21 protein-coding genes are annotated in these 21991 nt (G+C 66.8%); 13 read left to right on the top strand and 8 right to left on the bottom strand.

Features of this window, described 5'->3' with window-relative positions; all coding sequences use genetic code 11:
• Positions 1-21: 21 nt before the first annotated feature.
• Positions 22-579, top strand: coding sequence for a deoxycytidylate deaminase (locus tag ABT392_RS12305; protein WP_395385640.1), 558 nt, complete (start codon positions 22-24; stop codon positions 577-579).
• A 112-nt stretch (positions 580-691) separates the two neighbouring features.
• Positions 692-994 (top strand): hypothetical protein, encoded by a 303-nt coding sequence (locus ABT392_RS12300; RefSeq protein WP_334276133.1) that lies wholly within the window; start codon positions 692-694, stop codon positions 992-994.
• Between the two features lies 1 nt (position 995).
• Here the strand turns inward: ABT392_RS12300 and ABT392_RS12295 are convergent, their stop codons facing one another.
• Positions 996-1262: a hypothetical protein gene (locus tag ABT392_RS12295; RefSeq protein WP_334276132.1), complete on the bottom strand. Its 267-nt coding sequence runs from the start codon at positions 1260-1262 to the stop codon at positions 996-998.
• A 255-nt stretch (positions 1263-1517) separates the two neighbouring features.
• On the opposite strand from ABT392_RS12295, the gene ABT392_RS12290 reads away from it, so the two are divergent.
• The 3 genes from ABT392_RS12290 to ABT392_RS12280 all read left to right on the top strand — a co-directional run bounded on the left by ABT392_RS12290 (position 1518) and on the right by ABT392_RS12280 (position 6059).
• On the top strand, positions 1518-3686 hold the full coding sequence (locus ABT392_RS12290) for a S46 family peptidase (RefSeq protein WP_334276131.1): 2169 nt from the start codon (positions 1518-1520) through the stop codon (positions 3684-3686).
• 98 nt (positions 3687-3784) lie between these two features.
• The gene (locus ABT392_RS12285) at positions 3785-5398 is read left to right on the top strand and encodes a response regulator (protein WP_334276130.1); all 1614 of its coding nucleotides are present in this window, start codon (positions 3785-3787) and stop codon (positions 5396-5398) included.
• Between the two features lie 28 nt (positions 5399-5426).
• Positions 5427-6059 carry a sensor histidine kinase gene (locus ABT392_RS12280; protein ID WP_334276129.1) on the top strand — a complete coding sequence of 211 codons (633 nt, stop codon included), beginning with the start codon at positions 5427-5429 and terminating at the stop codon, positions 6057-6059.
• 4 nt (positions 6060-6063) lie between these two features.
• Here ABT392_RS12280 and ABT392_RS12275 read toward each other — a convergent pair whose 3' ends face one another.
• Positions 6064-6948 (bottom strand): aldose epimerase family protein, encoded by an 885-nt coding sequence (locus ABT392_RS12275; protein WP_464970783.1) that lies wholly within the window; start codon positions 6946-6948, stop codon positions 6064-6066.
• 267 nt (positions 6949-7215) lie between these two features.
• Here ABT392_RS12275 and ABT392_RS12270 point away from each other — a divergent pair, with 267 nt between their 5' ends.
• From ABT392_RS12270 to ABT392_RS12260, 3 genes are read left to right on the top strand one after another with little or no spacing between them, the layout of a single operon-like run.
• The gene (locus tag ABT392_RS12270; protein WP_334276127.1) at positions 7216-7977 is read left to right on the top strand and encodes a GntR family transcriptional regulator; all 762 of its coding nucleotides are present in this window, start codon (positions 7216-7218) and stop codon (positions 7975-7977) included.
• Positions 7970-9286, top strand: coding sequence for a serine hydrolase domain-containing protein (locus tag ABT392_RS12265; RefSeq protein WP_395385642.1), 1317 nt, complete (start codon positions 7970-7972; stop codon positions 9284-9286). Before ABT392_RS12270 ends, ABT392_RS12265 begins: the two co-directional genes overlap by 8 nt.
• Positions 9283-10053 (top strand): phosphodiester glycosidase family protein, encoded by a 771-nt coding sequence (locus tag ABT392_RS12260; RefSeq protein WP_395385643.1) that lies wholly within the window; start codon positions 9283-9285, stop codon positions 10051-10053. The genes ABT392_RS12265 and ABT392_RS12260 overlap by 4 nt, the downstream gene beginning before the upstream one ends.
• 14 nt (positions 10054-10067) lie before the next feature.
• On the opposite strand, the gene ABT392_RS12255 is transcribed toward ABT392_RS12260, so the two are convergent.
• A complete protein-coding gene (locus tag ABT392_RS12255; protein WP_334276122.1) occupies positions 10068-11222 on the bottom strand; it encodes an alpha-hydroxy acid oxidase in 1155 nt (384 codons plus the stop codon).
• A gap of 23 nt (positions 11223-11245) precedes the next feature.
• Here ABT392_RS12255 and ABT392_RS12250 point away from each other — a divergent pair, with 23 nt between their 5' ends.
• The 4 genes from ABT392_RS12250 (at position 11246) to ABT392_RS12235 (ending at position 15750) form a co-directional block, all read left to right on the top strand.
• Positions 11246-11620 carry a YbaN family protein gene (locus ABT392_RS12250; RefSeq protein ID WP_395385644.1) on the top strand — a complete coding sequence of 125 codons (375 nt, stop codon included), beginning with the start codon at positions 11246-11248 and terminating at the stop codon, positions 11618-11620.
• 34 nt (positions 11621-11654) lie between these two features.
• A complete protein-coding gene (dbpA, locus tag ABT392_RS12245; protein WP_395385645.1) occupies positions 11655-13061 on the top strand; it encodes an ATP-dependent RNA helicase DbpA in 1407 nt (468 codons plus the stop codon).
• Positions 13062-13214: 153 nt separating this feature from the next.
• Entirely contained in the window at positions 13215-13442 is a 228-nt protein-coding gene (locus ABT392_RS12240; protein WP_334276119.1) for a hypothetical protein, read from the top strand.
• Between the two features lie 55 nt (positions 13443-13497).
• Positions 13498-15750: a S9 family peptidase gene (locus ABT392_RS12235; protein WP_334276118.1), complete on the top strand. Its 2253-nt coding sequence runs from the start codon at positions 13498-13500 to the stop codon at positions 15748-15750.
• A 695-nt stretch (positions 15751-16445) separates the two neighbouring features.
• Here ABT392_RS12235 and ABT392_RS12230 read toward each other — a convergent pair.
• Both ABT392_RS12230 and ABT392_RS12225 read right to left on the bottom strand, forming a co-directional pair.
• Complete coding sequence (locus tag ABT392_RS12230) at positions 16446-18230, bottom strand: glutamine--tRNA ligase/YqeY domain fusion protein (protein ID WP_334276117.1); 1785 nt, start codon at positions 18228-18230, stop codon at positions 16446-16448.
• A gap of 50 nt (positions 18231-18280) precedes the next feature.
• Positions 18281-18616, bottom strand: a complete 336-nt coding sequence (locus tag ABT392_RS12225; RefSeq protein ID WP_334276116.1) for a 2TM domain-containing protein — start codon at positions 18614-18616, stop codon at positions 18281-18283.
• A gap of 209 nt (positions 18617-18825) precedes the next feature.
• On the opposite strand from ABT392_RS12225, the gene ABT392_RS12220 reads away from it, so the two are divergent.
• Positions 18826-19599 carry a hypothetical protein gene (locus ABT392_RS12220; protein WP_395385646.1) on the top strand — a complete coding sequence of 258 codons (774 nt, stop codon included), beginning with the start codon at positions 18826-18828 and terminating at the stop codon, positions 19597-19599.
• Position 19600: 1 nt separating this feature from the next.
• Here the strand turns inward: ABT392_RS12220 and ABT392_RS12215 are convergent, their stop codons facing one another.
• Genes ABT392_RS12215 through ABT392_RS12205 form a run of 3 tightly spaced genes read right to left on the bottom strand, consistent with a single transcriptional unit; the run spans position 19601 to position 21977 of the window.
• On the bottom strand, positions 19601-20395 hold the full coding sequence (locus ABT392_RS12215; RefSeq protein WP_395385647.1) for a LytR/AlgR family response regulator transcription factor: 795 nt from the start codon (positions 20393-20395) through the stop codon (positions 19601-19603).
• A complete protein-coding gene (locus ABT392_RS12210) occupies positions 20392-21471 on the bottom strand; it encodes a sensor histidine kinase (RefSeq protein ID WP_395385648.1) in 1080 nt (359 codons plus the stop codon). The genes ABT392_RS12215 and ABT392_RS12210 overlap by 4 nt, the downstream gene beginning before the upstream one ends.
• A complete protein-coding gene (locus tag ABT392_RS12205; RefSeq protein WP_334276112.1) occupies positions 21468-21977 on the bottom strand; it encodes a DUF6622 family protein in 510 nt (169 codons plus the stop codon). The genes ABT392_RS12210 and ABT392_RS12205 overlap by 4 nt, the downstream gene beginning before the upstream one ends.
• Positions 21978-21991 lie beyond the last annotated feature (14 nt).

Below are 21991 nucleotides of genomic sequence, written 5' to 3'. Positions count from 1 at the left end.
CATGGGTACACTTTCCCTGCGATGCAAAACACACCTCTGATCCACTGGCATTCGATGTTCATGGGCGTTGCCCTGCTGGCCGCCGCCCGTTCCAAGGACGGCCGCAAGCGCAACGGCGCCTGCATCGCCGGTGCGGACAACAAGATCCTGGGCGTCGGCTACAACGGCCTGCCGCGCGGTTGCGACGATGAAGACCCGAGCTACTGGGCCGACGAGGACGACAACCCGCTGCGCTCGCGCCACAGCTACATCGTGCATGCCGAGGTCAACGCCATCCTCAATTGCGTGGTCTTGCCGCTGACCGGCGGCACCATCTACACGACGCAGTTCCCGTGCCCGCGCTGCGTGCAGTCCATCATCCAGGTGGGCATCAAGCGCGTGGTCTTTCTCGAGAAGAAGTCCACCCACGTCGCGCAGAACGGCGCGGCCGACAAGATGCTGACGGATGCCGGCATTGAGGTCTTGCGCCTGGAAGAGCTTGAAGCCCCGGCTGCGAGCTGGTGCCAGAAGCTGGACAGCTTCATCCAGGAGACGGGGCCGGCGCTGCACGGTCGGCCTGAAAGTCCCGACGTCGGCTGACCTGCACCCGGCTTGAGCCGAATTAGCGGGGTCTTTGCCTGCTTTTTCGGACTTAAGTTTTGGCGCCGGCTCGCATCATGGCGGCACAAGCATTCCGTCGATGAGGCCGCCCATGTTCATCCCGCTCGATCTGGTTCCCGCATCCAATGCCGGCACGCTGTGGCAGGACGAATCGTTCGACCTCGGCAGCCTGATTGCCGGTCCTGTCGCCATGGGCGAGCTGCAGCACTTCGAGCAACTGATGCGGCAGGAAGGCACTGCGGTGCAGCCCACCCGAATGATCTACGACCGGCTCTATGCCTTCGAGCGCCTGGCCAAGGGCCATGCCAGCAGCAACACCGAACTGCGCGAGCTCTCGCTGACCTTGTTCGAGAGCTACCAGAGCGCCGGTGAGTGGATCGGGCTGATCCACTGATTCATCTCAGCAGCGCTTCGTAGTCACACCGCAAGACGCCGCGCCGGTGCAGCCGCACCCGCGCGGCTGAATACATTTCGGGCAGCAGATGGGCCGTCAGGCAGGCCAGCAGCCACAGTGGCGCGTCCAACATGATGACCACGGGCACGCCCAGCAGGCCCACCAGCCAGGCCATCAGCACCAGGTCCCAGGCTTGCAATTCCACCGCATGGCCGCGCGAATGCAGGCGCAGCCAGCGCTTGATCAGGCTGAGTTGTCGGACCGTCATGGGGTGCTCCTGTCAGCTTCGCGTCAGGGACCTTTATCGCGCAATCCGGGCCCTGGCGCCAGCTTTCCCGGGCTTCGACGCGATGATTTTTGTATCGTCGCCTGGGCTTCGGACCATCAGGGGTGACTTTCGTCATTCGGGCAAGCCTTATGGGGAAACCCTTAGAACGGTGCTAGTCTTCTGGGCTTTGCTGTTCGGCCCACAAGGCCATACGCCCCGCGCCCACCCCGGCGCGCCCCACCTGGACCTGATTCAATGAAAAAGCTCTCCTCGCTGAGCCTGGCCATCCTGGCCCTGGCTGCCGCCGGTGCCGCGCGCGCCGAAGAAGGCATGTGGATGCCCTCGCAACTGCCGCAGATCGCAGCGCCGCTGAAGGCCGCCGGCCTGGCCCTGGACCCGGCCAAGCTGAAGGACCTGACCCAATTCCCGATGAACGCCGTGATCAGCCTGGGTGGCTGCACCGCTTCGTTCGTCTCGCCGCAAGGCCTGGTGGTCACCAACCACCACTGCGCCTACGGCAGCATCCAGTACAACTCGCGTCCTGACCGCGACCTGATCAAGAACGGCTTCCTGGCCGCCACGTTCGCCGACGAGCTGCCGGCCGCTCCGGGCAGCCGCGTGTTCGTGACCTCCGAGGTCAAGGACGTGACGGACCGCGTGATCGACGCCAAGGTGGCCGCGCTGACGGGCAAGGCCCGTGTCGATGCGATGGAAGCCAACGAGAAGGCCCTGGTCGCCGAGTGCGAGAAGGACGCCGGCCACCGCTGCAACGTCTACGGCTTCTACGGCGGCGTGCAGTACCAGCTGATCAAGCAGATGGAAATCCGTGACGTGCGCCTGGTGCACGCACCGGCCGACGGTGTCGGCAAGTTCGGTGGCGACACCGACAACTGGATGTGGCCGCGCCACACGGGCGACTACAGCTTCTACCGCGCCTACGTGGGCCCGGACGGCAAGCCGGCCGACTACAGCAAGGACAACAAGCCCTACCAGCCCAAGTCCTACCTGAAGCTGGCCAGCAGCCCGCTGAAGGAAAACGACTTCGTGATGGTCACCGGCTACCCCGGCCGCACCAACCGCTACCGCCTGCCGGTGGAAGTGGACTTCACCTTCAGCTGGCAGCAGCCCACCGTGATCAGCGCGTTCGAGCAACGCCTGGCCATCATCAAGGCCGAGACCGAAGGCCGCAAGGACGCCGAGCTGAAGTACGCCAGCACGGTCGCCGGCCTGAACAACACGATGAAGAACTTCCAGGGCCAGCAGGAGAGCTACATCGGCTCCGACATCCTGGACCGCAAGCAAAAGGGCTATGCCGATCTGAAGGCCTGGGTCAATGCCGACCCGAAGCGCGCCAAGGAATGGGGCGCCGACTTCGCCACGGCCGAGAAGCTGATCGCCGAGCGCCAGGCCATCGGCAAGGCCGAGATGGCCATGGGCATGGGCAGCCCCACGCTGCTGGGCACGGCCCGCACGCTGGTGAAGCTGGCTGAGGAACAGCAAAAGCCTGATGCCGAGCGCAAGTCCGGCTTCCAGGCCCGCGACATGAGCCGCATCGCTGCCGGCCTGCAGTCGCTGGAGCGCCGCTACGACGAGAAGGTCGACAAGGCCATCGCCGCCAGCTTCCTGGTCAAGTACCTGGCCCAGCCGGCCAGCACGCTGAACCCGACCTTCCTGTCGGCCCTGGGCCTGACGGCCGGCATGAACGAGGCCGCCATCAAGGCTCGCCTGGACGTGCTGTACGCCGGCTCCAAGCTGGCTGACCGCGCCGAGCGCACGTCTTGGGTCGGCAAGAAGCCGGCCGACTTCAAGGCCAGCGACGACGCCTTCATCAAGGCCGCCGTGGCCCTGTATGCCGACGACGAAGCCCGCGAAACCCGCGACAAGGAACTGGGCGGCCGCGTGCAGCAGGCCTATGCCAGCACCATGAAGGCCCTGATGGCCTACAAGGCCAGCCGCAAGGAAGCCCTGTACCCCGATGCCAACAGCACGCTGCGCGTGAGCTTCGGCAAGGTGACCGGCCGCACGCCGGGCGCCGATGGCAGCAACTGGACGCCGTTCACCACCCTGGCCGGCGTCAGCGCCAAGGCCACGGGCACGGGCGAGTTCAATGCACCGGCTGCACAGCTGGCCGCCATCAAGGCCAAGAAGTTCGACAAGTACGCCGCCAAGGAACTGGGCAATGTGCCGGTCAACTTCCTGGCCACGCTGGACACCACCGGTGGCAACTCCGGCTCGCCAGTGCTGAACAGCAAGGCCGAGCTGGTGGGCCTGCTGTTTGACGGCACGCTGGACGCCGTGATCGCCGACGTGGACTTCAACCCCAAGATGGTTCGCTCCATCGTGCTGGACGCCCGCTACATGCAGTGGCAAATGAAGGTCGTCGACAAGGCCGACAACCTGCTGAAGGAGATGGGCGTTCAGTAATCGCGCTGATCGTTCTCGCTCTCCGGAAAGGCCCGCTCTTGCGGGCCTTTTCATTTGCACGATACTGAGACGAGCAACACTCTGCGCAGGGAGCAAGCGTGGCGCCACCGGTGGGCAAGCCCATCACTTCATTCCGGGTGCTGATGGTCGAGGATCAGCAGCAGATGCGGCAGATCATCCGCGAGTCGCTGTACCGGCTGGGCATTCGCCAGGTGGTGATGACAGCGCATGCGGACGAAGCCTTGAAGGCCATGCGTGAAGGCAGCTTCGACCTGGTGCTGTGCGACTACAACCTGGGCGAAGGGGCGGACGGCCAGCAACTGCTCGAAACCGCACGCGGCAATCGCTGTGTCAATCCGCTGGCGCCATGGATCTACATCACGGCCAACTCCTTGCGCGCCGATGTGCTGGCTGCTGGCGACTACCAGCCCGACGGCTATATCCTCAAACCCTTCACCGATCAATTGCTGGCCCGGCAGATCGAGGCGCTGGCCGCCCGCAAGCAGCAGCTCGCGCCCTTGCTGGTGGCGGTGGATGCACGCGATTGGGACCAGGCCATCAGCGTGGCCGACGAATTCATCAAGAAGGCTGACAGCACCCGCGGCGAAGGCTACAAGCAGAAGGCGCAGGCGCTGATGAAGCTGGCCCGCTTCGACGATGCGCGAGCATGTTTCGAGCAGGCGCTCGGCCTGAACTCCGAACTGGCCTGGGCGCAGCTGGGTCTCGCCCAGGCTTTGCGAGCCCTGGGCCGCGCACCGCAAGCCGAGGCTGCGCTGCAGAGATTGGTGCAGGCCCAGCCCGACTATGCAGCCGCCTTCGATCTGTTGCTGGAACTGGCCGAAGAGCGCGGCGATGCCGTCGGTGCGCTGGCGCTGGCAAAGACTCTCGCCGACCTGGCGCCCAATGCCCAGCGCAAGATCAAGCTGGGCGAACTGGCCCAGGCCAACGGCGACGTGGCGTTGGCGGTGCGCGCGCTCGAGTCGGCTGTCACCAAGAATCGCAGTGCGCTGCAGCGCAGTCACCATGAAGGCATGCTGCTGGCCCAGGCGCTGATGGACAACGGCGAGATCGGCAAGGGCGTGATGATGGCCCAGGAACAGGGCAAGCAGTTTGCTGACCTGCCCGCAGCCCGCGCCTTGGGCAAGGCCCTGCAGGCGCAGGGCCTGCACCAGCTGGGCCAGGCTGACAAGGCCGCGACGCTGATGGCCGAGGCCCAGCAAGGCGGCATGGAAGAGCTGCCCGACGCCCACAAGCTGCTGATGGCGCGATCTGCGCTGGCCACCGGCAACCTGGAGCTGGGCCAGGCGCTGATATTGGCCGTGGCCCGCAACAACTCCGACCAGCCGATGATGCTGGCCGCCGCCTTGAACTCCGCCAAGGGCACGGCAGTCGAGGAGGCTTGCCGTGAGCAGGTCGAGCGAGAAGGCAGGGACGTTGACGAGGCGCTGCAGCAGTTGCAGCAAGCCAAGCGGGGCGGCGATCTGGCCCAGGCCATCGTCGTCGGCGAGGCGGCGCTGGTGCGCGCACCGCACAATTTCAGCGTGCTGATCGAGCTTTGCACCCTCTACCTGATCGCAATGAACCGGATGGGACAGGCACAGCAGCATGCCGACCGCGCACGCGAGCTGCTGGACCAGTTGACGGCGCGCTATCCGAACCATGACCGCGTGGCGGCAGCCCGCAAGTTCTTCCGCGAGCGTGTCAAGGGATGAGCCTGCAAGCAGACGCGGAGCACGCGTCATGACCACGCCGCTGGACAGCGTCATCGTCCACGACCTGAAGAACCGCCTTGCCTTGCTGGCCGACTCGCTGGCGCGCCTGCAGGTGCTCAGCAGCGCAGGTGAGGCACAGGAACTGGCAGCGGGCAGCCACGCGCAAGTGCTGCAGCTGACCCATAGATTGAGCGGTTTGTTGCTGACCCAGCGCCTGGCCTCCGGTCGCCGGCTGCCTGTGCATCTGCAGGATGAGTCACCGGCACAGATGCTGGAGGAGCTTGCCGACGACGCGCGGCTGCTGGGTGGCGGGCGGCTGCAGATCGAGGTGCGGGCGGCCCCTGAGTTGCCGGCAATGTGGATCTGCGACCGCCATCTGCTGCGCCTGGCGTTGGACTCTGCGCTCTACAACGCCCTGCATTACGCGGTGAGCCGCATCCGGCTGGCCGCTGCCTTGGGCGAGGACGGCATGCTGGTGTTTTCCATCGCCGACGACGGCCCCGGCCCGGCGGCAGCCACGCCGGGCGAGCACAGCACGGGCCTGGGCCTGCAGGTCTGCCGCGCCGTGGCCCAGGCCCATCGCAACAAAGGCCGCGAGGGCCTGAGTCGGCTCAGCGAAGGTGTTGGCGGCGGGGCGCTGTTCGAGCTGCGGATTCCCTGAGCATTCAGCCGAGCTCGATCCGGTAGCCAGCCACGAAGGCCCGACCGGCCGGCAGCAGGATGGCGGCCGGCTTGGCGAGCAGCTCCAGTGGCGTCTGGGCGTCGTCGTCAACGCCATACCAGGGTGCAATGGTGACGAACTCCGCGCCGGGGCGCGACCACAGGCACAGGTGCGGCGCAGCACCGGTATGCAGAGCGAGGCGGCGGCCGTGGCGGCGGTGCAGCAGGTCCAGCCGACGCGAGTTGATGTTCTTGAACACCAGGCCGCCCGCAACGAATTGCTGCGACCCCAGTTGCACGCTTTGCCGGGGCTTGAATTCAAAGGGCTGGGGCAGGGAGCCGAGCAGCCTTCCATCGAGCCGATAGACCTCGGGTGCTTCCGCGCAGTCAAAGCCGACCATCCAGTCCGCCAGGCCCTCGCCCGGCCGCAGCGGCAGGGCCAGTGAGGCCTGCGACCCGAGGCTGAATGCCATCCGTTCCAGACCGCGGTTGCGCACCCGATAGTCCACCACCAGACCATCGCTGCGCAGCGTGAAGGTGACGCGCAATTCGAAATCGAAGGGGTAGCACTCGCGCGTGTGGCTGTCGGCGCGCAGTGTCAGCGTCAGGCTGTGGGCGGCGCGCTCGATCAGGCGGAACTGGGAGCTGCCGGCAATGCCATGTGGCGGCAGGGCATAGAAGCGGCCCGCGTGGGCAAACCCGTCCTCGCGCAAGCGCCCCACGTGCGGGAACTGCAGGGCCGCCGAGCCAAGCCCCTGTGGTTCGGTGCCGCAGTCCGCGCCGCTGCCCTGCCAGAGATATTTGTCGTCGCCGCGACGCAGGCTGCGCAGCTCCGCGCCGACCGACGTGACGGCCGCGCTCAGATCGCCCAGGCGAAGATGGTGCAGCATCGTCAGGCGTGCGGCACGTTGGGCTGGAGGCAGGACTCGTTCATTGGCAGGGAGTCTCGCAAGCCTGGCCCGATTGGCGCCTCGGGAATGCCCGAGGTCGGGCGGCCGCCGTCAGGTCGGCAAAGCGTCATCCGGTTATGGTCTGCTGATGGTTTGGCATCTGGCACACGCGCCGCCGGTTCAGTGGCAGCTGGTCTAGTCGCTACCATCGCGTTAGACCATCTGCAAACCAATTTGCCGGCCTGCCGGCCTAGAGCGAGGGCGCCCATGACCCCGGACCGCAATCAGAAACGCGAGCAATTGAAGCTGCGCCTGCTGGAGCTGATCCAGCAGAACGGAGAGGGTGGCCGCCTGCCGCCAGAGCGCGAGTTGAGCGAACGTTTCGAGGTGGCGCGCGAGACCCTGCGGCGCTGCCTGCGTGAGTTGGAGCTCGACGGCCTCCTGCAGCGCCGGCAGGGCGCGGGCACCTTTGTGTCAGGCCAACCTGTGGTCAAGCAGCCGCTTCTGATGTCTTTCTCGGAAGAGATGCGCCAGCGCGGCCTGGTGCCCTCGAGCGAGGTGCTGAGCAGCCGCCTGCTGGCGGCCGGCGCCAAGCTGGCCCAGCGGCTCAAGGTCATGCCCGGCACACAGCTGCTGGAGGTGCGTCGGCTGCGCCTGGCCAGCGATGAACCGATGGCGCTCGAAACCGTCTACCTCGTTCATTCGCGCGTGCCCGGCTTTGATGCCGCCGTGCTGGCCACGGGCTCGCTGTACGAACTGCTGGAGGCCCGCTATGGCTTGCAGATCCGTGCCGCCAGCCAGCAACTGCAGGCCACCGTCCTGAACGAGGAGGAGGCCGGGGCGCTGGGCGTGGCGCCGTTCTCGCCTTCGCTGCTGGTGGAGCGGCTCTCGCATGCCGGCTCGGGCGAGGTCGTCGAGTACGCCAAGACCCTGTACCGCGCTGATCGCTACCGCTTCGAGGTCCAGGTGATGCGACCCATCGTGACGACGCGTGAGGCCGTCGAAGTCGAGGAAGACGGCGATGAATGAGGTGCAGCGCCGCACGATGCTGAAGTGGGGCGTCGCCGGTGCTGGCGCGAGCGTGGTGTCGATGGCCCAGGCCTCGCCGGATCTGGCGCAGCAACTGCGCGGGCTCGTCGACGACCCGCAATGCCCGCTGCCAGGCCTCAGCGTGCTGGTGTTGCGCCAGGGTGAGGTGGTGTTCGAAGGCCAATACGGTCATCGTGTCGTCGCTTCGGAGAGCCGGCCGGCTTTGCCGGTCACGCCCGACACACTGTTCCGCATCGCCTCGGTCACCAAGCTGGTGGTCTTGATGGGGCTGATGCGCCTGGTCGAGGCCGGCCGCATGAGCCTGGACGAAGACGTGTCCGAGCGCCTGGGCTTCAGGCTGCGGCATCCGCGCTTTGCCGACGTGGCGATCACGCCGCGCCTGCTGCTGAGCCACCGCTCCGGTTTGACCGATGCTGGCGGCCTGTTCTTCGAGCTGCCCGCCACCTTGCAGGGGCTGCTGGGCGCGCAAGGCAGCATCGCAGCCCGGGCCTGGGGCGGACGGGCGCCGGGGGCCTTCTTCCAGTATTGCAATCTGAACTATGGTGTCCTCGCCTCGGTGATGGAAGTCGCCGCCGGTCGGCGCTTCGATCACTTGATGCGGGAGCTGGTGCAGGTGCCGCTGGGCATGGCGGGCGGCTTTGATGCCTCGGCGCTGCCGCCCGAGCAACTGGCCCAGGTGGCCGTGCTCTATCGCAAGCGCCGCGACGAACAGCCTTATGACACGGCCGGCCCCTGGGTGCCGCAGGTCGACGACTTCAGCCGCGAGCCGCCCAAGCCGTTCAAGGGTCTGGCCGACTACAAGCTGGGCAGCAACGGCACGCTGTTCGGTCCGCAAGGACGGCTGCGCGTGCGCGTGAAAGACCTGGGCACCATTGCCCGCATGCTGCTGGCCGAAGGGCGGCATGAGGGCCGGGCCTTCCTCAGGCCTGAGAGCGTGCGCCTGATCTGCACCGAGCAATGGCGCTTTGAAGCCAAGGCCGGCAACGGCGACAACCTGGGTGGCCTGTTCCAGGCCTGGGGCGTGGGACTGCAGCATTTCATCGACCGCAGCGAAGGCGGGCGGGGCGATCGCGTCTTTGCAGGTCAGGAAGCCTGGGGGCATCTCGGCTTTGCCTATGGCTTGCATTCCGGCCTGCTGATCGATCCGCGGCGCGGCAACGGCATCGCCTACGCGATCTCGGGCGAAGGTGCAGACCCGGAGAAGTTCCGCGGGCGGCATTCCAGCCTGCCGCTGTTTGAGGAGCGTCTGCAGGGCATGCTCTGGGCCCACGCAAAGGAGGGCGCATGAGGCGCTTGCTGCTGGGCTGGCTGGTTCTTGCGCTGGCGGGTTGCGCCAGCATTCCCGCGCCCATCCAGGCGAACAGCGCGGGCCTGGACTATGCGCGGATCACGCCCTTCCCGGACAGCGTGGTGCATGCGCTGCGGGTTGACTTGCAAACCGTCAAGCTCAGCGTCTCGCCGCCAGCCGAGCGCGGCCAGGCCATCGACAACATGCCCAGCGCCGCCGGCGCATTGGCCAGCATCAATGTGTCCTTCTTCAACAAGGAGTACCAGGTGCGTGGCATCACCATCAGCGATGGAGAGGCCTGGGAGCCGGTGTTCGAGATTGCCAGGAGCCCCGTGCTGGCCTGCGATGCGGCCCAGCATTGCGTGATCGAGCTGAAGCCGGAGAAGGCCCGGCCCGAATGGCGCAATGTGATGGCTGGCACGCCCTGGCTGCTGGACCATGGCCGCCAACGCACCGCCGAGGACGACGCCACTTGCAAGAACCTTTGCGCAATGGTGCATCCGCGCACCGCCGTGGGCCTGGATGCCTCCGGCCGCTTCCTGATCATCGCGCTGGCCGAAGGCCGCCGGCCGCCGGTGCTGGGCCTATCGCTGGCGCAGATGTCAGCGGTGATGGCGCAGCTCGGCGCGGTGCACGCCATCAACCTCGATGGCGGTGGCTCGTCCACCTTGCTACTGCAGGGCCGCTCAGCGATGGAGCGCCCCTTCAACGAACCCGCGCTGCGCAAGGTGGCGAACGCCTTGCATCTGTTCGCCAAGCCGCACTGAACCGGCGCGGCTTCTCAGGCCTGCGGGAAGCTGCCCGGCAGGAGGATGCCGCTGTCCACCTTCTTCAGCTGCGTGTGGCCGCAAAAGGCCATGGTCACGTCGAGCTCCTTGTGGATGATCTGCAAGGCCTTGGTCACACCCGGCTGGCCCATGGCGCCGAGGCCGTAAAGGAAGGCCCGGCCTATCCAGGCGCCGCGAGCGCCGAGGGCCCAGGCCTTGAGCACGTCCTGGCCGGAGCGCACGCCGCCGTCCATGTGCACTTCGATCCTGGAGCCCACGGCATCGACGATGCGCGGCAAGGCATGGATGCTCGACTCGGCGCCGTCCAGCTGGCGGCCGCCATGGTTGCTGACCACCAGCGCATCAGCGCCGGAGTTGGCCGCAAGCCTGGCGTCCTCGACATCCATGATGCCCTTGAGGATCAGCTTGCCGCCCCAGCGCTGCTTGACCCATTCCACGTCGGCCCAGGAGAGGCGCGGGTCGAACTGCTCATTGGTCCAGGAGGCGAGCGACTTCATGTCGGTGACGGCCTTCACATGGCCGACGAGATTGCCGAAAGTGCGGCGCTTCGTGCCCAGCATGCCCAGGCACCAGCGCGGCTTGGTCGCGAGGTTGATCAGGTTGGCGAGGGTCGGGCGAGGTGGAGCAGTAAGCCCGTTCTTGATGTCCTTGTGGCGCTGGCCAATCACCTGCAGGTCGAGCGTCAACACCAGCGCGCTGCAGCGGGCGGCGCGGGCGCGCTCGATCATGCGCTCCATCGCATCGCGGTCGCGCATCATGTAGAGCTGGAACCAGAAGGGCGCCGTGGTGTGGGCGGCGATGTCCTCGATCGAGCAGATGCTCATCGTCGACAGCGTGAACGGGATGCCGAAAGCCTCGGCCGCCTTGGCCGCCAGGATCTCGCCATCGGCATGCTGCATGCCGGTCAGGCCCGTGGGCGCTATCGCCACCGGCATCTTGGCGTCCTGGCCCACCAGCTTCACCGCCGTGCTGCGGTTTTCCATGTTCACGGCCACGCGCTGGCGCAGCTTGATGGCCTGGAAATCCGACTCGTTGGCGCGGTAGGTGCCTTCGGTCCAGGAGCCCGAATCGGCGTAGTCATAGAACATCCGTGGCACGCGTTTTTCGGCCAGGACACGCAGGTCTTCGATGCAGGTGATGGCAGGCATGGCGGCCACTCTACACTGGCGCCGTGCCCAACTCGACCCCACTCGCCCTGCGCGTTCTCTGGCTGCTGGCCGGCCTCGCCGCGCTTGTGCTAGGCATCGTCGGCATCTTCGTGCCGCTGCTGCCGACCACGCCTTTCGTGCTGCTGGCGGCCTTCTGTTTTGCCCGCGCCAGCAAGCGTTGCGAGGCCTGGTTGTTGAGTCACAAGACCTTCGGGCCCATGGTGCGGAACTGGCGCGCGCGCCGCGCGATTCCGCTTCGGGCCAAGCAACTGGCCTGGGTCATGATGACCTTCGGTTGCGCCGTGGCCGCATGGCGGCTGCCGCGGGCCTGGTCCTGGCTGCCTGCCGCGATTTGCCTCTGCGTGGCGGTCTGGATGTACCGGCTGCCGAGCAAGTAGAGGCTCGCGCGAGGCGGCCTGGGATAATCCTTCGATGAACACGTTCCCGCAGTCTTTCGCCGTCCTGCCGCTGTCCGCAGCCATGCAGGCCAATCTGGCCCAGCTGGGCTTCACCGAAATGACCGCGATCCAGGCCCTTTCCCTGCCCAAGTCGCTCGCCGGCACCGACCTGATCGCGCAAGCGCAGACCGGCAGCGGCAAGACCGTGGCCTTCGGCCTCTCGCTGCTGCACCGGCTCGATGCTTCGCGCATGAACGTGCAGTCGCTGGTGCTTTGCCCCACGCGTGAATTGGCCGATCAGGTCGCCGAAGTGTTGCGCCAGCTCGCGCGCGCCGCGGAAAACATCAAGATCTTGACTGTTTGCGGCGGCGTGCCGATGCGCAACCAGATTGCCAGCCTCGAGTTCGGCGCCCACGTCATCGTCGGCACGCCGGGCCGCATCCTCGACCACCTCGAGCGCGGCACGCTGGACCTGTCGCAGCTCAACACGCTGGTGCTCGACGAAGCGGATCGCATGCTGGACATGGGCTTTGTGGAAGACATCGCCACAGTCGTGAAGGCGGCGCCCAAGAACCGCCAGACGCTCCTGTTCTCGGCCACCTGGCCCGAGGGCGTGGCCGGCCTGGCTCAGCGCTTCATGCGCGACCCGCAGACGGTCAAGGCCGAAGCGGCCGCCGCGCCGCGCCAGATCCAGCAGATCGCGTTCGAGGTGAGCGAAGGCGACCGCCTGCACGCCGTCTCGCAATTGCTCCTGCACTACCGTCCGGCGCGCACGCTGGCTTTCTGCAATACGCGCCAGCAATGCCGTGATCTGGTGGACGTCCTGCAGGCACAGGGCATCGTCGCCCTCGCGCTGCATGGCGAGCTCGAGCAGCGCGAGCGCGACCAGGTGCTGATCCAGTTCACCAACAGCAGCTGCTCGGTGCTGGTGGCCACCGATGTGGCTGCGCGCGGCCTGGACATCGCCGAGCTGGAATGCGTGATCAACGTGGACATCGCGGCGGATGCGGAGAGTCATCTGCACCGCATCGGCCGCACTGGCCGCGCGGGCGCTGAAGGCCTGGCCCTGAACCTGGCAAGCCTGGACGAGATGGGTCGCATCGGGCGCATCGAGCAACTGCTGGGCTATGCCCTGAAGTGGAAGCCGCTGGCTGAAATGACGGCAGCCTCCAAGGCGCCGCTGCTGCCAGCCATGGACACCTTGCAGATCCTCGGCGGCAAGAAGGAAAAGATCCGCCGCGGCGACATCCTGGGTGCGCTCACTGGCGAGGCCGGCTTCGAGGCCGCCCAGATCGGCAAGATCCACGTGACCGACTTTCATTGCTACGTGGCCGTGGAGCGCAGCATCGCCCGCGAGGTGGTCAAGCGCCTGTCGGACGGCAAGCTGAAGGGGCGCAAGGTCAAGGTGCGCCGCCTGGCCGATCTGGCACCCCTCGACTGAAGGGGCGGGCGGCTGGGCGATCCCCCCGGGTCACGGGTTGAATCAGTGGTGGGGCCAAAAGCTGCGCCTTATTGCACGCAGGCTTCTCCAAAACACTCCTAGTCTTGCTTCAAGAGGCCGAAATCAAGGCAGAGGCAAGGCAAGGAGCCCATCATGGAAAGCAAACTGAGCCACGGACTTTCGATTGCGGGTGGCGCCCACTACGAACTGCGCTTCCAGTCGCTGTATCACGCTGGCCGCGGCCTGGCTTTTCCCTGCGACGCCCGAGGCGAAGTGCCGCTGGACGACCTGAGCCCGCGAGCGCTGGAAAACTACCTGTTTGCCCGCGCTGTCATCGGGGACGAATATTCGACGCCCGAGGTTCGCGAGTGCGGTGACTGAAGTCATTGGGTGAGGACCCCATGGCTTGCGGCGGCTGCTGCATTTAGCATGCGGCATGCGCAAACCCCTGACCCTCACCCTGCTGGCCGCCGCCCTGGCCGCCAGCGTCTCGCCCCTGGTCGCGGCCCCTGCCGCCACCGATGAACTCACCCTGGACCGCATTTATGCCGATCCGCCGCTGGCGGGCCGGCTGCCGCGTGCGGCAAACCTGTCGCCGGCTGGTCAGTGGCTGACCTTTCTGCAGCCCTCGGAGGCCGACAGCGAAGTGATGGAACTGTGGGGCCAGCCGCTGCCCGCAGGCAAGCCGCGTCGCTTGCTGGCGATGTCCGACCTGATCGGCGGCGCCAAGGCTGAGCTGACCGAGGCCGAAAAGATGGCGCTGGAGCGCCGTCGCATCCAGGGCAGCGGCATCCTGAGCTATCAGTGGTGCGGCGAGGATGACAAGCGCCTCCTGGTGCCGATGTCGGGCGCGCTGTATGCCGTTGAGCTCAATGGCGACGCTGCGCCGAAGTCACGCAAGCTGACCGAAGCCGGCGGCGACCCGGCCCGTGAGCCGCAGTGCGACAAGGCCGGCCGCCAGGTTGCCTTCGTCAAGGGCGGCGACCTGTATGTGCAGTCGCTGAACGAAGGCGGCGCCAAGCGCCTGACCTTGAGCGGCAGCAAGACCATGAGCACCGGCCTGGCCGAGTTCATCGCCGAGGAAGAGCTGGACCGCCACAAGGGCTTCTGGTGGTCGCCGGACGGCAAGGCTGTCCTTGCCATCGAAGTGGACGAAAGCCCGGTGCCGATCAAGGTGCGCGCGCAGATCTTTGCGGACCGCACCGCGATGACCGAGCAGCGCTATCCCGGCGCCGGTCAGCCCAACGCCAAGCTGCGCGCCCTGAACATCGATGTGGCGAGCGGCAGCATCACGCCGCTGCCCTTGCCGACCGAAGCCGAGTACATCGCCCGTGCTGGCTGGTTTGCCGACGGCAAGCCCTGGCTGCAATGGCTGACCCGCGACCAGACGCGACTGGACCTGGTCGAGTTCGATGGCGGCAAGGCGCGCACCGTGCTCTCCGAGCGCGACCCGGCCTGGGTCGAGCTGCACAACGACTTGCGTGAACTGCCGGCGATGAAGCTGTCCGGCCATCCGGCGCTCCTGTGGTCCAGCGAGCGCAGTGGCCGCCGCCAGCTCTGGCTGCTGGACCGGGTGAGCGGCGCGGTCAAGCAACTGACGCAGCAGCCCGAGATGGTGGCCGGCGTCGTCTGTGCCGCTGACAAGCGCATCGTCTTTTCCGGCGTGACCGAACGCGGCCGCGGCAAGGAATTGTTCGAGACCGACCTGAACGGCAAGACCCGGATGATCGATCCCGGTCAGCCGCGCCGCACCCGCGGCGCCTCGGGCGACAGCAGCTGCCAGCGTTTGCTGATGAGCGAATCCAGCTGGGGCAAGGTGCCGACCACTCGCGTGATCTCGATTGACGGCAAGGCCGCGCCGATCGAAGTCGAGGGCAGCCCTGCCGACCCGCTCCTGGCGCGCATCGTGCCGGAGCAGCAGGTGCTGGACATCATTTCTGCCGATGGCAAGACGCCGCTCAACGCCACTTACTCGCCGCCGCTCAAGGCCTCGGCCTCGGGCAAGAACCCGGTCATCGTGCAGGCTTATGGCGGCCCGCATGGCGCCTCGGTGGGCTGGCGCTACAGCGGTGGCATGGCGCTTGAAGCCTACTGGCAGCGGCTGGGCTTTGGCGTGATGACGGTGGACACGCGCGGCATGGCCAACCGTGACCGCGACTTCACGCATGCGCACTACCGCGCCATCGGCAAGATCGAAGTGGCCGACCTGTTCGCCGCGGTTCGCCAGCTGCCCAAGCTGGTGCCCTCTGTCGACCCGGCGCGCATCGGCTTCACCGGCTGGTCTTACGGCGGCTTCCTGGCTGCGCGTTCGATGCTGGACACCGACACACCGTTCGCCGCCGCCTTTGCCGGCGCACCGCCGACGGACTGGACGCTTTACGACACGGCTTACACGGAGCGTTATCTCGGCATCGACCCGCAGGGCGGCAAGGCACCGGCTTATGCCGAAGCCAACCTGATCCCGCGCGCCAAGTACCTGTCCAAGCCGCTGATGCTGATCCACGGCACGGCCGACGACAACGTGCTGTTCGAGAACTCACTCAAGCTGATCGAAGCCCTGCAGAACGAAGGCAAGATCTTCGAGACGACGATCTACCCGGGCAAAGCCCACGGCATCGCCGGCCGCAAGTCGAGACTGCATCTGGCCAAGACGCAGACGGACTTCTTCGTCCGCCACCTCAAGCCCTGAGGGAAAGTGGGCTTATGAATTGAAAACGGCGCCGAAGGCGCCGTTTCTCTTGGTGACGTGTCTCGGCACGTTGCGGCCGTTCGCTTCGCGCTTGCAGAGGTCGGGCGGTAGGCACAGGCTGGCCCCGCCACCGGGCTCATGGTGCGCGGGTTGGCCTCGCGGCCAACTCCCCTCGGTGCTCGCATCACGGGCCGGCGGCGCGCAACTCGCTCCACTCACTTCGTTCGTGCCGCTCAGACAGGGCGCGCCAAGTCAGTTGTTGAAGCGTGCTGCGCACGCCCGGCCCGTGCTGCTGCGCTCTCGGCCGCGCACAAATCGCCCGGCAGCGGGGCCAGCCTGTGCCCGTGCAGCGTTCGTGGCCTGCGAGCAAACACCCCCACGCGGCGCTGCGTTGCACGGTGACCCCGGGCAGCTGCGCGGTGAATGCAAGGGGCCGAGCAGCACAGCGGCTCGGGGCAGCACGCGCAGCGTGCCTCAACGACTGACTTGGCACGCCCTGTCTGAGCGGCACGAACGAAGTGAGTGGAGCGAGTTGCGTGCCGCCCCGAGTTGCGAGCAGCGCAGGGGAGTCGGCCTGCAAGGCCGGCCCCCTTGCCTGAGCCGTGCGGCTGCCCGGGTTGCCGTGCAACGCTCTCCCGACGTGGCTTCGCGAACGGCCGCAACGTGCCGAGAGCAGGCGCTACTGCACGCGAGCCTTACTTGGTGAAGTTGTCCCGCAAGCCGGTGATCTTGTTGAACACCGGCTTGCCTGCCCTGTGGTCGACACGATCGGCCACGAAGTAGCCATGCCGCTCGAACTGGAACTTGGTATCCGCAGCCACAGCAGACAAGGAAGGCTCCAGGTACGCTGTAACGACCTTCTTGCTGCCCGGGTTCAGCACCTCGAGGAAATCGCGGCCACCCGCATCCGGCTGTTCTTCGGTGAACAGGCGGTCGTACAGGCGCACCTCGGCGGCAATCGCTTCATGCGCGCTCACCCAGGTGATCACGCCCTTGACCTTCACTGAATCGGCGCCCGGCGTGCCGCTCTTGGTGTCCGGAACGATCGTGGCGAGCACGGCGGTGATGTTGCCGTTCTCGTCCTTCTCGCAGCCCGTGCACTCGACGATGTAGCCGTATTTCAGGCGAGCCTTGTTGCCCGGATACAGACGGTGGTAGCCCTTGGGCGCCACTTCCTGGAAGTCTTCGCGCTCGATCCAGACATCGGGGCCCAGCGTGAAGTTGCGCGTGCCCAGTTCAGGCACATGGGGATGTGCCGGGGCGTGGCAGGCTTCCTTGTGCTCGGCGCTGCCGAACAGCTCGACCCAGTTGGTGAGCTTGAGCTTCACCGGGTCCAGCACCGCGCTGGCGCGCGCGGCCTTGCCTTCCAGGTCGGCGCGCAGATAGCCGTCGAGCACCGAGTATTCCAGCCAGGCATTGGTCTTGGTCACGCCGGTGGACTCGACCATGGCGCGCACGGCCTCCGGCGTGTAGCCGCGGCGGCGCATGCCGACCAGGGTGGGCATGCGTGGGTCGTCCCAGCCGGTCACATGCTGCTCGTCCACCAGCTGCTTCAGTTTGCGCTTGCTGGTGACCACATAGGAGAGGTTGAAGCGACCGAACTCGTATTGATGCGGCAGCGGGCGGGCCAGCAGGCCGCCATCGGCCAAGGCGTTCAAGAGCCAGTCGTAGAACGGGCGCTGGTCTTCGAACTCCAGCGTGCACAGACTGTGCGTGATGCGCTCCAGCGCGTCTTCGATCGGGTGGGCGAAGGTGTACATCGGATAGATGCACCACTGGTCGCCGGTGTTGTGATGGGTGGCGCGGCGGATGCGATACAGGGCCGGGTCGCGCATATTGATGTTCGGCGAGGCCATGTCGATCCTGGCGCGCAGAATCATGGCGCCGTCGGCATGCTGGCCATCACGCATCTCGCGGAAGCGCGCCAGGTTCTCTTGCGGCGTGCGGCTGCGGAACGGGCTGTCCTTGCCGGGCGTCGTGAAGTCGCCGCGGTTGGCGCGCATCTCGTCGGGCGTCTGCTCGTCCACATAGGCCAGGCCCTGTTCGATCAGGTACTCGGCCGCGCGGTACATGAAGTCGAAGTAGTTGCTGGCGAAGAACAGGTGCGAGGTGCCACCCGCGTTCCAGTCCCAGCCCAGCCAGGTGACCATCTCCTTGATCGCGTCGACGTACTCCTGCTCTTCCTTCTCCGGATTGGTGTCGTCGAAGCGCAGGTGGCAGATGCCGCCGTAGTCGCGTGCCAGGCCGAAGTTCAGGCAGATGCTCTTGGCATGGCCGATGTGCAGGTAGCCGTTCGGCTCGGGCGGGAAGCGGGTGCGGATCCTGGCCGGGTCGACCTGGCCGCCCTCGTGGTGGGCCGCGTCACCGGGCGTGCCGGCGAACTTGCGGCCCTGGGTCAGGCCGGCGTCGAGGTCGCGCTCGATGATGGCGCGAAGGAAGTTGTTGCTGACGGGCTTGGCGTCGTCGCTGGTATGGGACATAGAGGCGCCCCGGCGCCGGTCCGGGGCTGTGCAATTTGCTTGGGCACGAATTATCGCTGCTGGCGGCGGCGCAGGGTTTCGAGTTCCTTGTCCATCAGATGCTGGCGCAGATCGCCGCCCTGCAGTGACACGAAGGTGACGATGCCGTGGATCGCCAGGCCGATGCCCCAGGGCACCATCGGCACGAAGTGCCAGCGGCCATGGCCCCAGCCCCAGTCGCTGCCGGCATGGCCGAGCACATAGAGGCCCAGGTTGACCAGCACATAGACCAGGGCGTGGGTGTAGAAGCCCATTTTCTGGTCCACGCGGCGCTTTGCCAGCATGTGCAGTTCGTCGTCGGCGCTTGTGGTGGTGGTGTTGCTCAGGCTTTGCTCGTTGCTGCTCATTTCTCGCTCCTGGATGTTGGTCTGGTATGGAACGAATTCTGCGGCGCGCCGGCCCGGCCGGCCCGGGAAATGTGACGAATGGACAAGGCAGGGCGCCAGTGGCCATTGGACGGCGCCGGTGGATCAGGCAGGGCTTGGCCCGGCTTTTCCGGCCGCTGGCGGCGCCCTCTGGGGCTACCCTGAAGCCTTGGCATTGGACAAGCAAACCCATGGACCTGCAAAGCCTTTCCGGCCTGGTCGGCCGCGGCGACAGCACGCTGTCGCAAGCCGGCTCGAGCAAGACCACTCTGAGCGCCGACAGCCTGAGCAAGATCTCACCGGCCTTGGCCAAGGCACGCGAGCGCGTGGTGGCGCAGGAGCAATCGACGGCGACCTCGCTGTCGGTGCTTGGCAAATACAAATCGGCCTTGGCCTCGCTGGTCGGCACGGCCGGCGGCCTGGGCAGGCTCGGTTCCGGCAGCACGCCGGCCGCCGTCCAGTCGGCGCTCGAGGCCTTCGCGGCGGACTACAACAGCGCGATTTCCGGCGCGCGCGAGGCTTTCGCCCAAGGCGGGTCGAACCTGGGCAGCAGCACCCTGTTGGGCGATCTGCGCCGTGCCTTGAACCAGCGCACGGCACCGCCCACCCTGCATGCACTGGGCATCAGGGCGCAGGCGGACGGCACCGTGAAGTTGGATGCCGCCGCCCTCAAGACGGCGCTGGCCGCGAACGGCAAGGGTGTCACGGGCGCGCTCTCGCAGTTCGGCGCGGCCGTGGGCAAGCTGGCCGAGGGTGGGCTCAGCAGCTCGAGCCGGCTCACTTCAGCGCTGAGCAGCCTCGGCAACCGACTGACGGCGCTGAAGAAGCAGGAAGACGCCTTGCTGAGCGCCGCCACCAAGCTGTCGAACAGCCGCACGACCAGCGCCAAGACCAGCACCGATCCAACCATCCTCAAGGCACAGCAACTCCTGCAGCAGGCCTACCAGGGCACACAGGGCTCTTAGGCTAGAGGCCCTTGAACAGATGGGCATACATGCGGCTGACGCCCAGCCGCTCCTTGCAGCCATGCAGATGCAGGCTGAGCTTGCCGGCTTCGTCGCGCACCGCCCGCTCGATCGCATCGCTGCGCACCACGATGCTGCGATGAATCTGCCAGAAGCGTGAGGTGTCGAGCTGGGGCAGAAGTTCGCGCAGGGAGATGCGCACCAGATGCTCCTTGCCGCTCGTGACGATGACGCGCACGTACTTGTCGGCCGCTTCGAAAAAAATCACCTCGTCCACCGGCACCATCACGATGCTGCTGCCCACGCTGACCTGCAGAAGGCGCAAGGGTTGGGCGGCAGTGGCGGCCGGCGCGGCGCTGAGCAGGCTGCGCAATTGCTGGACGGCGGCTTGCAAGGCATCGTCCTGCTTGGGTGCGAGGGCCTCCTTGAGCCGGGCGACCGTCTGCGCCAGCCGCTCGGGCTGCACGGGCTTGAGCACGTAGTCGACCGCCGCATGCTCGAAGGCCTGCAGGGCGTACTGGTCGTAGGCGGTGACGAAGACCAGCTTGGGGAAGGGCTCGCCCTCGGGCCAGTCCTCGGTCAGCGCTGCGGCGGCTTCCAGGCCCGTCATGCCGGGCATGCGGATGTCCAGGAAGCACAGGGTCGGCTTGTGGGCCAGGGCCGCATCGACCGCCGCCTGGCCGTGCGCCACCTGGGCCACGATCTGCAGCTCCGGCCAGAGCTTGGCCAGCTCCTGGCGCAGGTTCTCGGCCAGCAGGGCTTCGTCTTCGGCAATCAGGGCAGTGATGGGCTTCATGGCTGTGGAATCCGTATCGAACAAAGCGTGCCGCCACCGGGGGCAGGGCTGACTTCCAGGCTGGCGCTCGGGCCGTAGCGCGTGGCCAGGCGCTCGCGTACCTGCTGCAGACCGAAGCCCGTGCCGGCGGCATCGGGTGTGGCTGAAAGGCCGGCGCCGCTGTCCTGCACCTGCAGCAGCAGGACCTGGCCTTGCATTTCAGCGCGGACGACGAGCACGCCGCCTTCCACATGCGGCTCCAGCCCATGCTTGATCGCGTTCTCGACCAGCGGCTGAAGGAGCAGCGGCGGAATCTCCAGCCCGGCCAGTTCGGCCGGCAGCTGGAAAGCGGGCCGCAGGCGCGAGCCCATGCGCACCTGCATCAGGGCCAGGTAGTCGCTCAGTCGGGCGAACTCGGCACTCAAGGGATGGCTGCCGCTGCGCGAGGCCTGCAGGGTGGCGCGCAGGAAGGCGATGAGCTGGTCCAGCATGGCCTGGGCCCGGGCCGGGTCCATGCCGATCAGCACGCGCAGATTGGCCAGCGTGTTGAACAGCATGTGCGGTTCAAGCTGCGACTCCAGCAGGCGCAATTGCGTTTCTGCGGCGATGCGGGCTGCTTGCTGGGCCTGGGTCTCGGCATTCGCGATGCGGCTCTGGCCGACGAAGAACAGCGTGATCGCAGCGCCCGGCACGATGGCGATGAACACCATGGTCACCGCGCGGCGCAGGCTGACATCGAAGATGCCGCTGTTCTGGATGCCGGTCAACAGCACTGCCAGCTCGTTGCCAATGGTGTAGCCGATCACCGTGCCCAGCACCAGGCTGAGGACCTCGCGCAGCCAGGCGGGCGCCGGCCTGTGCAGCAGGTGCTCGCAAAAGAGCTCGACGCCGCGGCGCATCGCTTGCACTGCAACGGAGCAGCCGGCGGCGATGCAGAAGCAGAACACCGCGGTGATGCCCACGGGCTGTTGCAAGAGCAGCACCAGCCCGATGGTGACGGCTGTGGCGGCTGCGGCAACGGTGCCAATCTGCCAGGCGGCCCAGCGCAGCCAGTCCTCGCGGCTGCGCTCGGCCCAGGGCGTGTGGATGTTCTTCATGCAAAGGCCGCTTGGGCGTTGGTGCGGCCGAGGCCAAGTATGTTCAGCGTGCGGCCGAGGAAGGCGCCGCTCAGCGCACCGAACAGGCTGCTGAAGCCGATGGCCACGTCGGTCTGCAGGGCCAGCGCGGGGTTCATCGCCAGGCCCATGCCCAGGATGAACTTGCCGACGAAGATGGCCAGCATCAGGCCCATCGGGATCCAGCTGCCGGGCACCACGTATTGGCCGCCCTCGACGCGGGCGCGCCCGGGCCAGCCGCTCCAGCGGACCAGGGTCAGGCTGGTCAGCAGGCCGGCGCCCCAGGCCAGGATCGGCGTGGCTGCAAAGCCGAAGGTGTTTTCGATCCCCCAGGCGCCATAGGCCAGAAAGATCGCCGGCACCAGCATCAGACGCAGCCTGGACATGCGTCGCTCACGGCTCAGGCGCAAGCCCATGAGGACCAGGAAGGCGAGGATGGCCCAGACCCAGACGGGGATGTGCGTGAGGATGATGGCGGCAGTTTGCATGGCGCTTCCTGTGT

This window comes from Paucibacter sp. JuS9, from assembly GCF_044043925.2.
GTDB lineage: Bacteria > Pseudomonadota > Gammaproteobacteria > Burkholderiales > Burkholderiaceae_C > JAUASW01.
The sequence above is the reverse complement of the archived record's forward strand: the minus strand, read 5'-3'. Positions and strand labels throughout refer to the sequence as shown.

What these genes read in the sequence shown, in the direction of transcription:
- ABT392_RS12305 (WP_395385640.1), top strand. Translation starts at nt 22, where the DNA reads ATGCAAAACACACCTCTGATCCACTGGCATTCGATGTTCATGGGCGTT.
- ABT392_RS12300 (WP_334276133.1), top strand. Translation starts at nt 692, where the DNA reads ATGTTCATCCCGCTCGATCTGGTTCCCGCATCCAATGCCGGCACGCTG.
- ABT392_RS12295 (WP_334276132.1), bottom strand. Translation starts at nt 1,262, where the DNA reads ATGACGGTCCGACAACTCAGCCTGATCAAGCGCTGGCTGCGCCTGCAT.
- ABT392_RS12290 (WP_334276131.1), top strand. Translation starts at nt 1,518, where the DNA reads ATGAAAAAGCTCTCCTCGCTGAGCCTGGCCATCCTGGCCCTGGCTGCC.
- ABT392_RS12280 (WP_334276129.1), top strand. Translation starts at nt 5,427, where the DNA reads ATGACCACGCCGCTGGACAGCGTCATCGTCCACGACCTGAAGAACCGC.
- ABT392_RS12275 (WP_464970783.1), bottom strand. Translation starts at nt 6,948, where the DNA reads ATGCTGCACCATCTTCGCCTGGGCGATCTGAGCGCGGCCGTCACGTCG.
- ABT392_RS12270 (WP_334276127.1), top strand. Translation starts at nt 7,216, where the DNA reads ATGACCCCGGACCGCAATCAGAAACGCGAGCAATTGAAGCTGCGCCTG.
- ABT392_RS12265 (WP_395385642.1), top strand. Translation starts at nt 7,970, where the DNA reads ATGAATGAGGTGCAGCGCCGCACGATGCTGAAGTGGGGCGTCGCCGGT.
- ABT392_RS12260 (WP_395385643.1), top strand. Translation starts at nt 9,283, where the DNA reads ATGAGGCGCTTGCTGCTGGGCTGGCTGGTTCTTGCGCTGGCGGGTTGC.
- ABT392_RS12255 (WP_334276122.1), bottom strand. Translation starts at nt 11,222, where the DNA reads ATGCCTGCCATCACCTGCATCGAAGACCTGCGTGTCCTGGCCGAAAAA.
- dbpA (WP_395385645.1), top strand. Translation starts at nt 11,655, where the DNA reads ATGAACACGTTCCCGCAGTCTTTCGCCGTCCTGCCGCTGTCCGCAGCC.
- ABT392_RS12240 (WP_334276119.1), top strand. Translation starts at nt 13,215, where the DNA reads ATGGAAAGCAAACTGAGCCACGGACTTTCGATTGCGGGTGGCGCCCAC.
- ABT392_RS12235 (WP_334276118.1), top strand. Translation starts at nt 13,498, where the DNA reads ATGCGCAAACCCCTGACCCTCACCCTGCTGGCCGCCGCCCTGGCCGCC.
- ABT392_RS12230 (WP_334276117.1), bottom strand. Translation starts at nt 18,230, where the DNA reads ATGTCCCATACCAGCGACGACGCCAAGCCCGTCAGCAACAACTTCCTT.
- ABT392_RS12225 (WP_334276116.1), bottom strand. Translation starts at nt 18,616, where the DNA reads ATGAGCAGCAACGAGCAAAGCCTGAGCAACACCACCACCACAAGCGCC.
- ABT392_RS12220 (WP_395385646.1), top strand. Translation starts at nt 18,826, where the DNA reads ATGGACCTGCAAAGCCTTTCCGGCCTGGTCGGCCGCGGCGACAGCACG.
- ABT392_RS12215 (WP_395385647.1), bottom strand. Translation starts at nt 20,395, where the DNA reads ATGAAGCCCATCACTGCCCTGATTGCCGAAGACGAAGCCCTGCTGGCC.
- ABT392_RS12210 (WP_395385648.1), bottom strand. Translation starts at nt 21,471, where the DNA reads ATGAAGAACATCCACACGCCCTGGGCCGAGCGCAGCCGCGAGGACTGG.
- ABT392_RS12205 (WP_334276112.1), bottom strand. Translation starts at nt 21,977, where the DNA reads ATGCAAACTGCCGCCATCATCCTCACGCACATCCCCGTCTGGGTCTGG.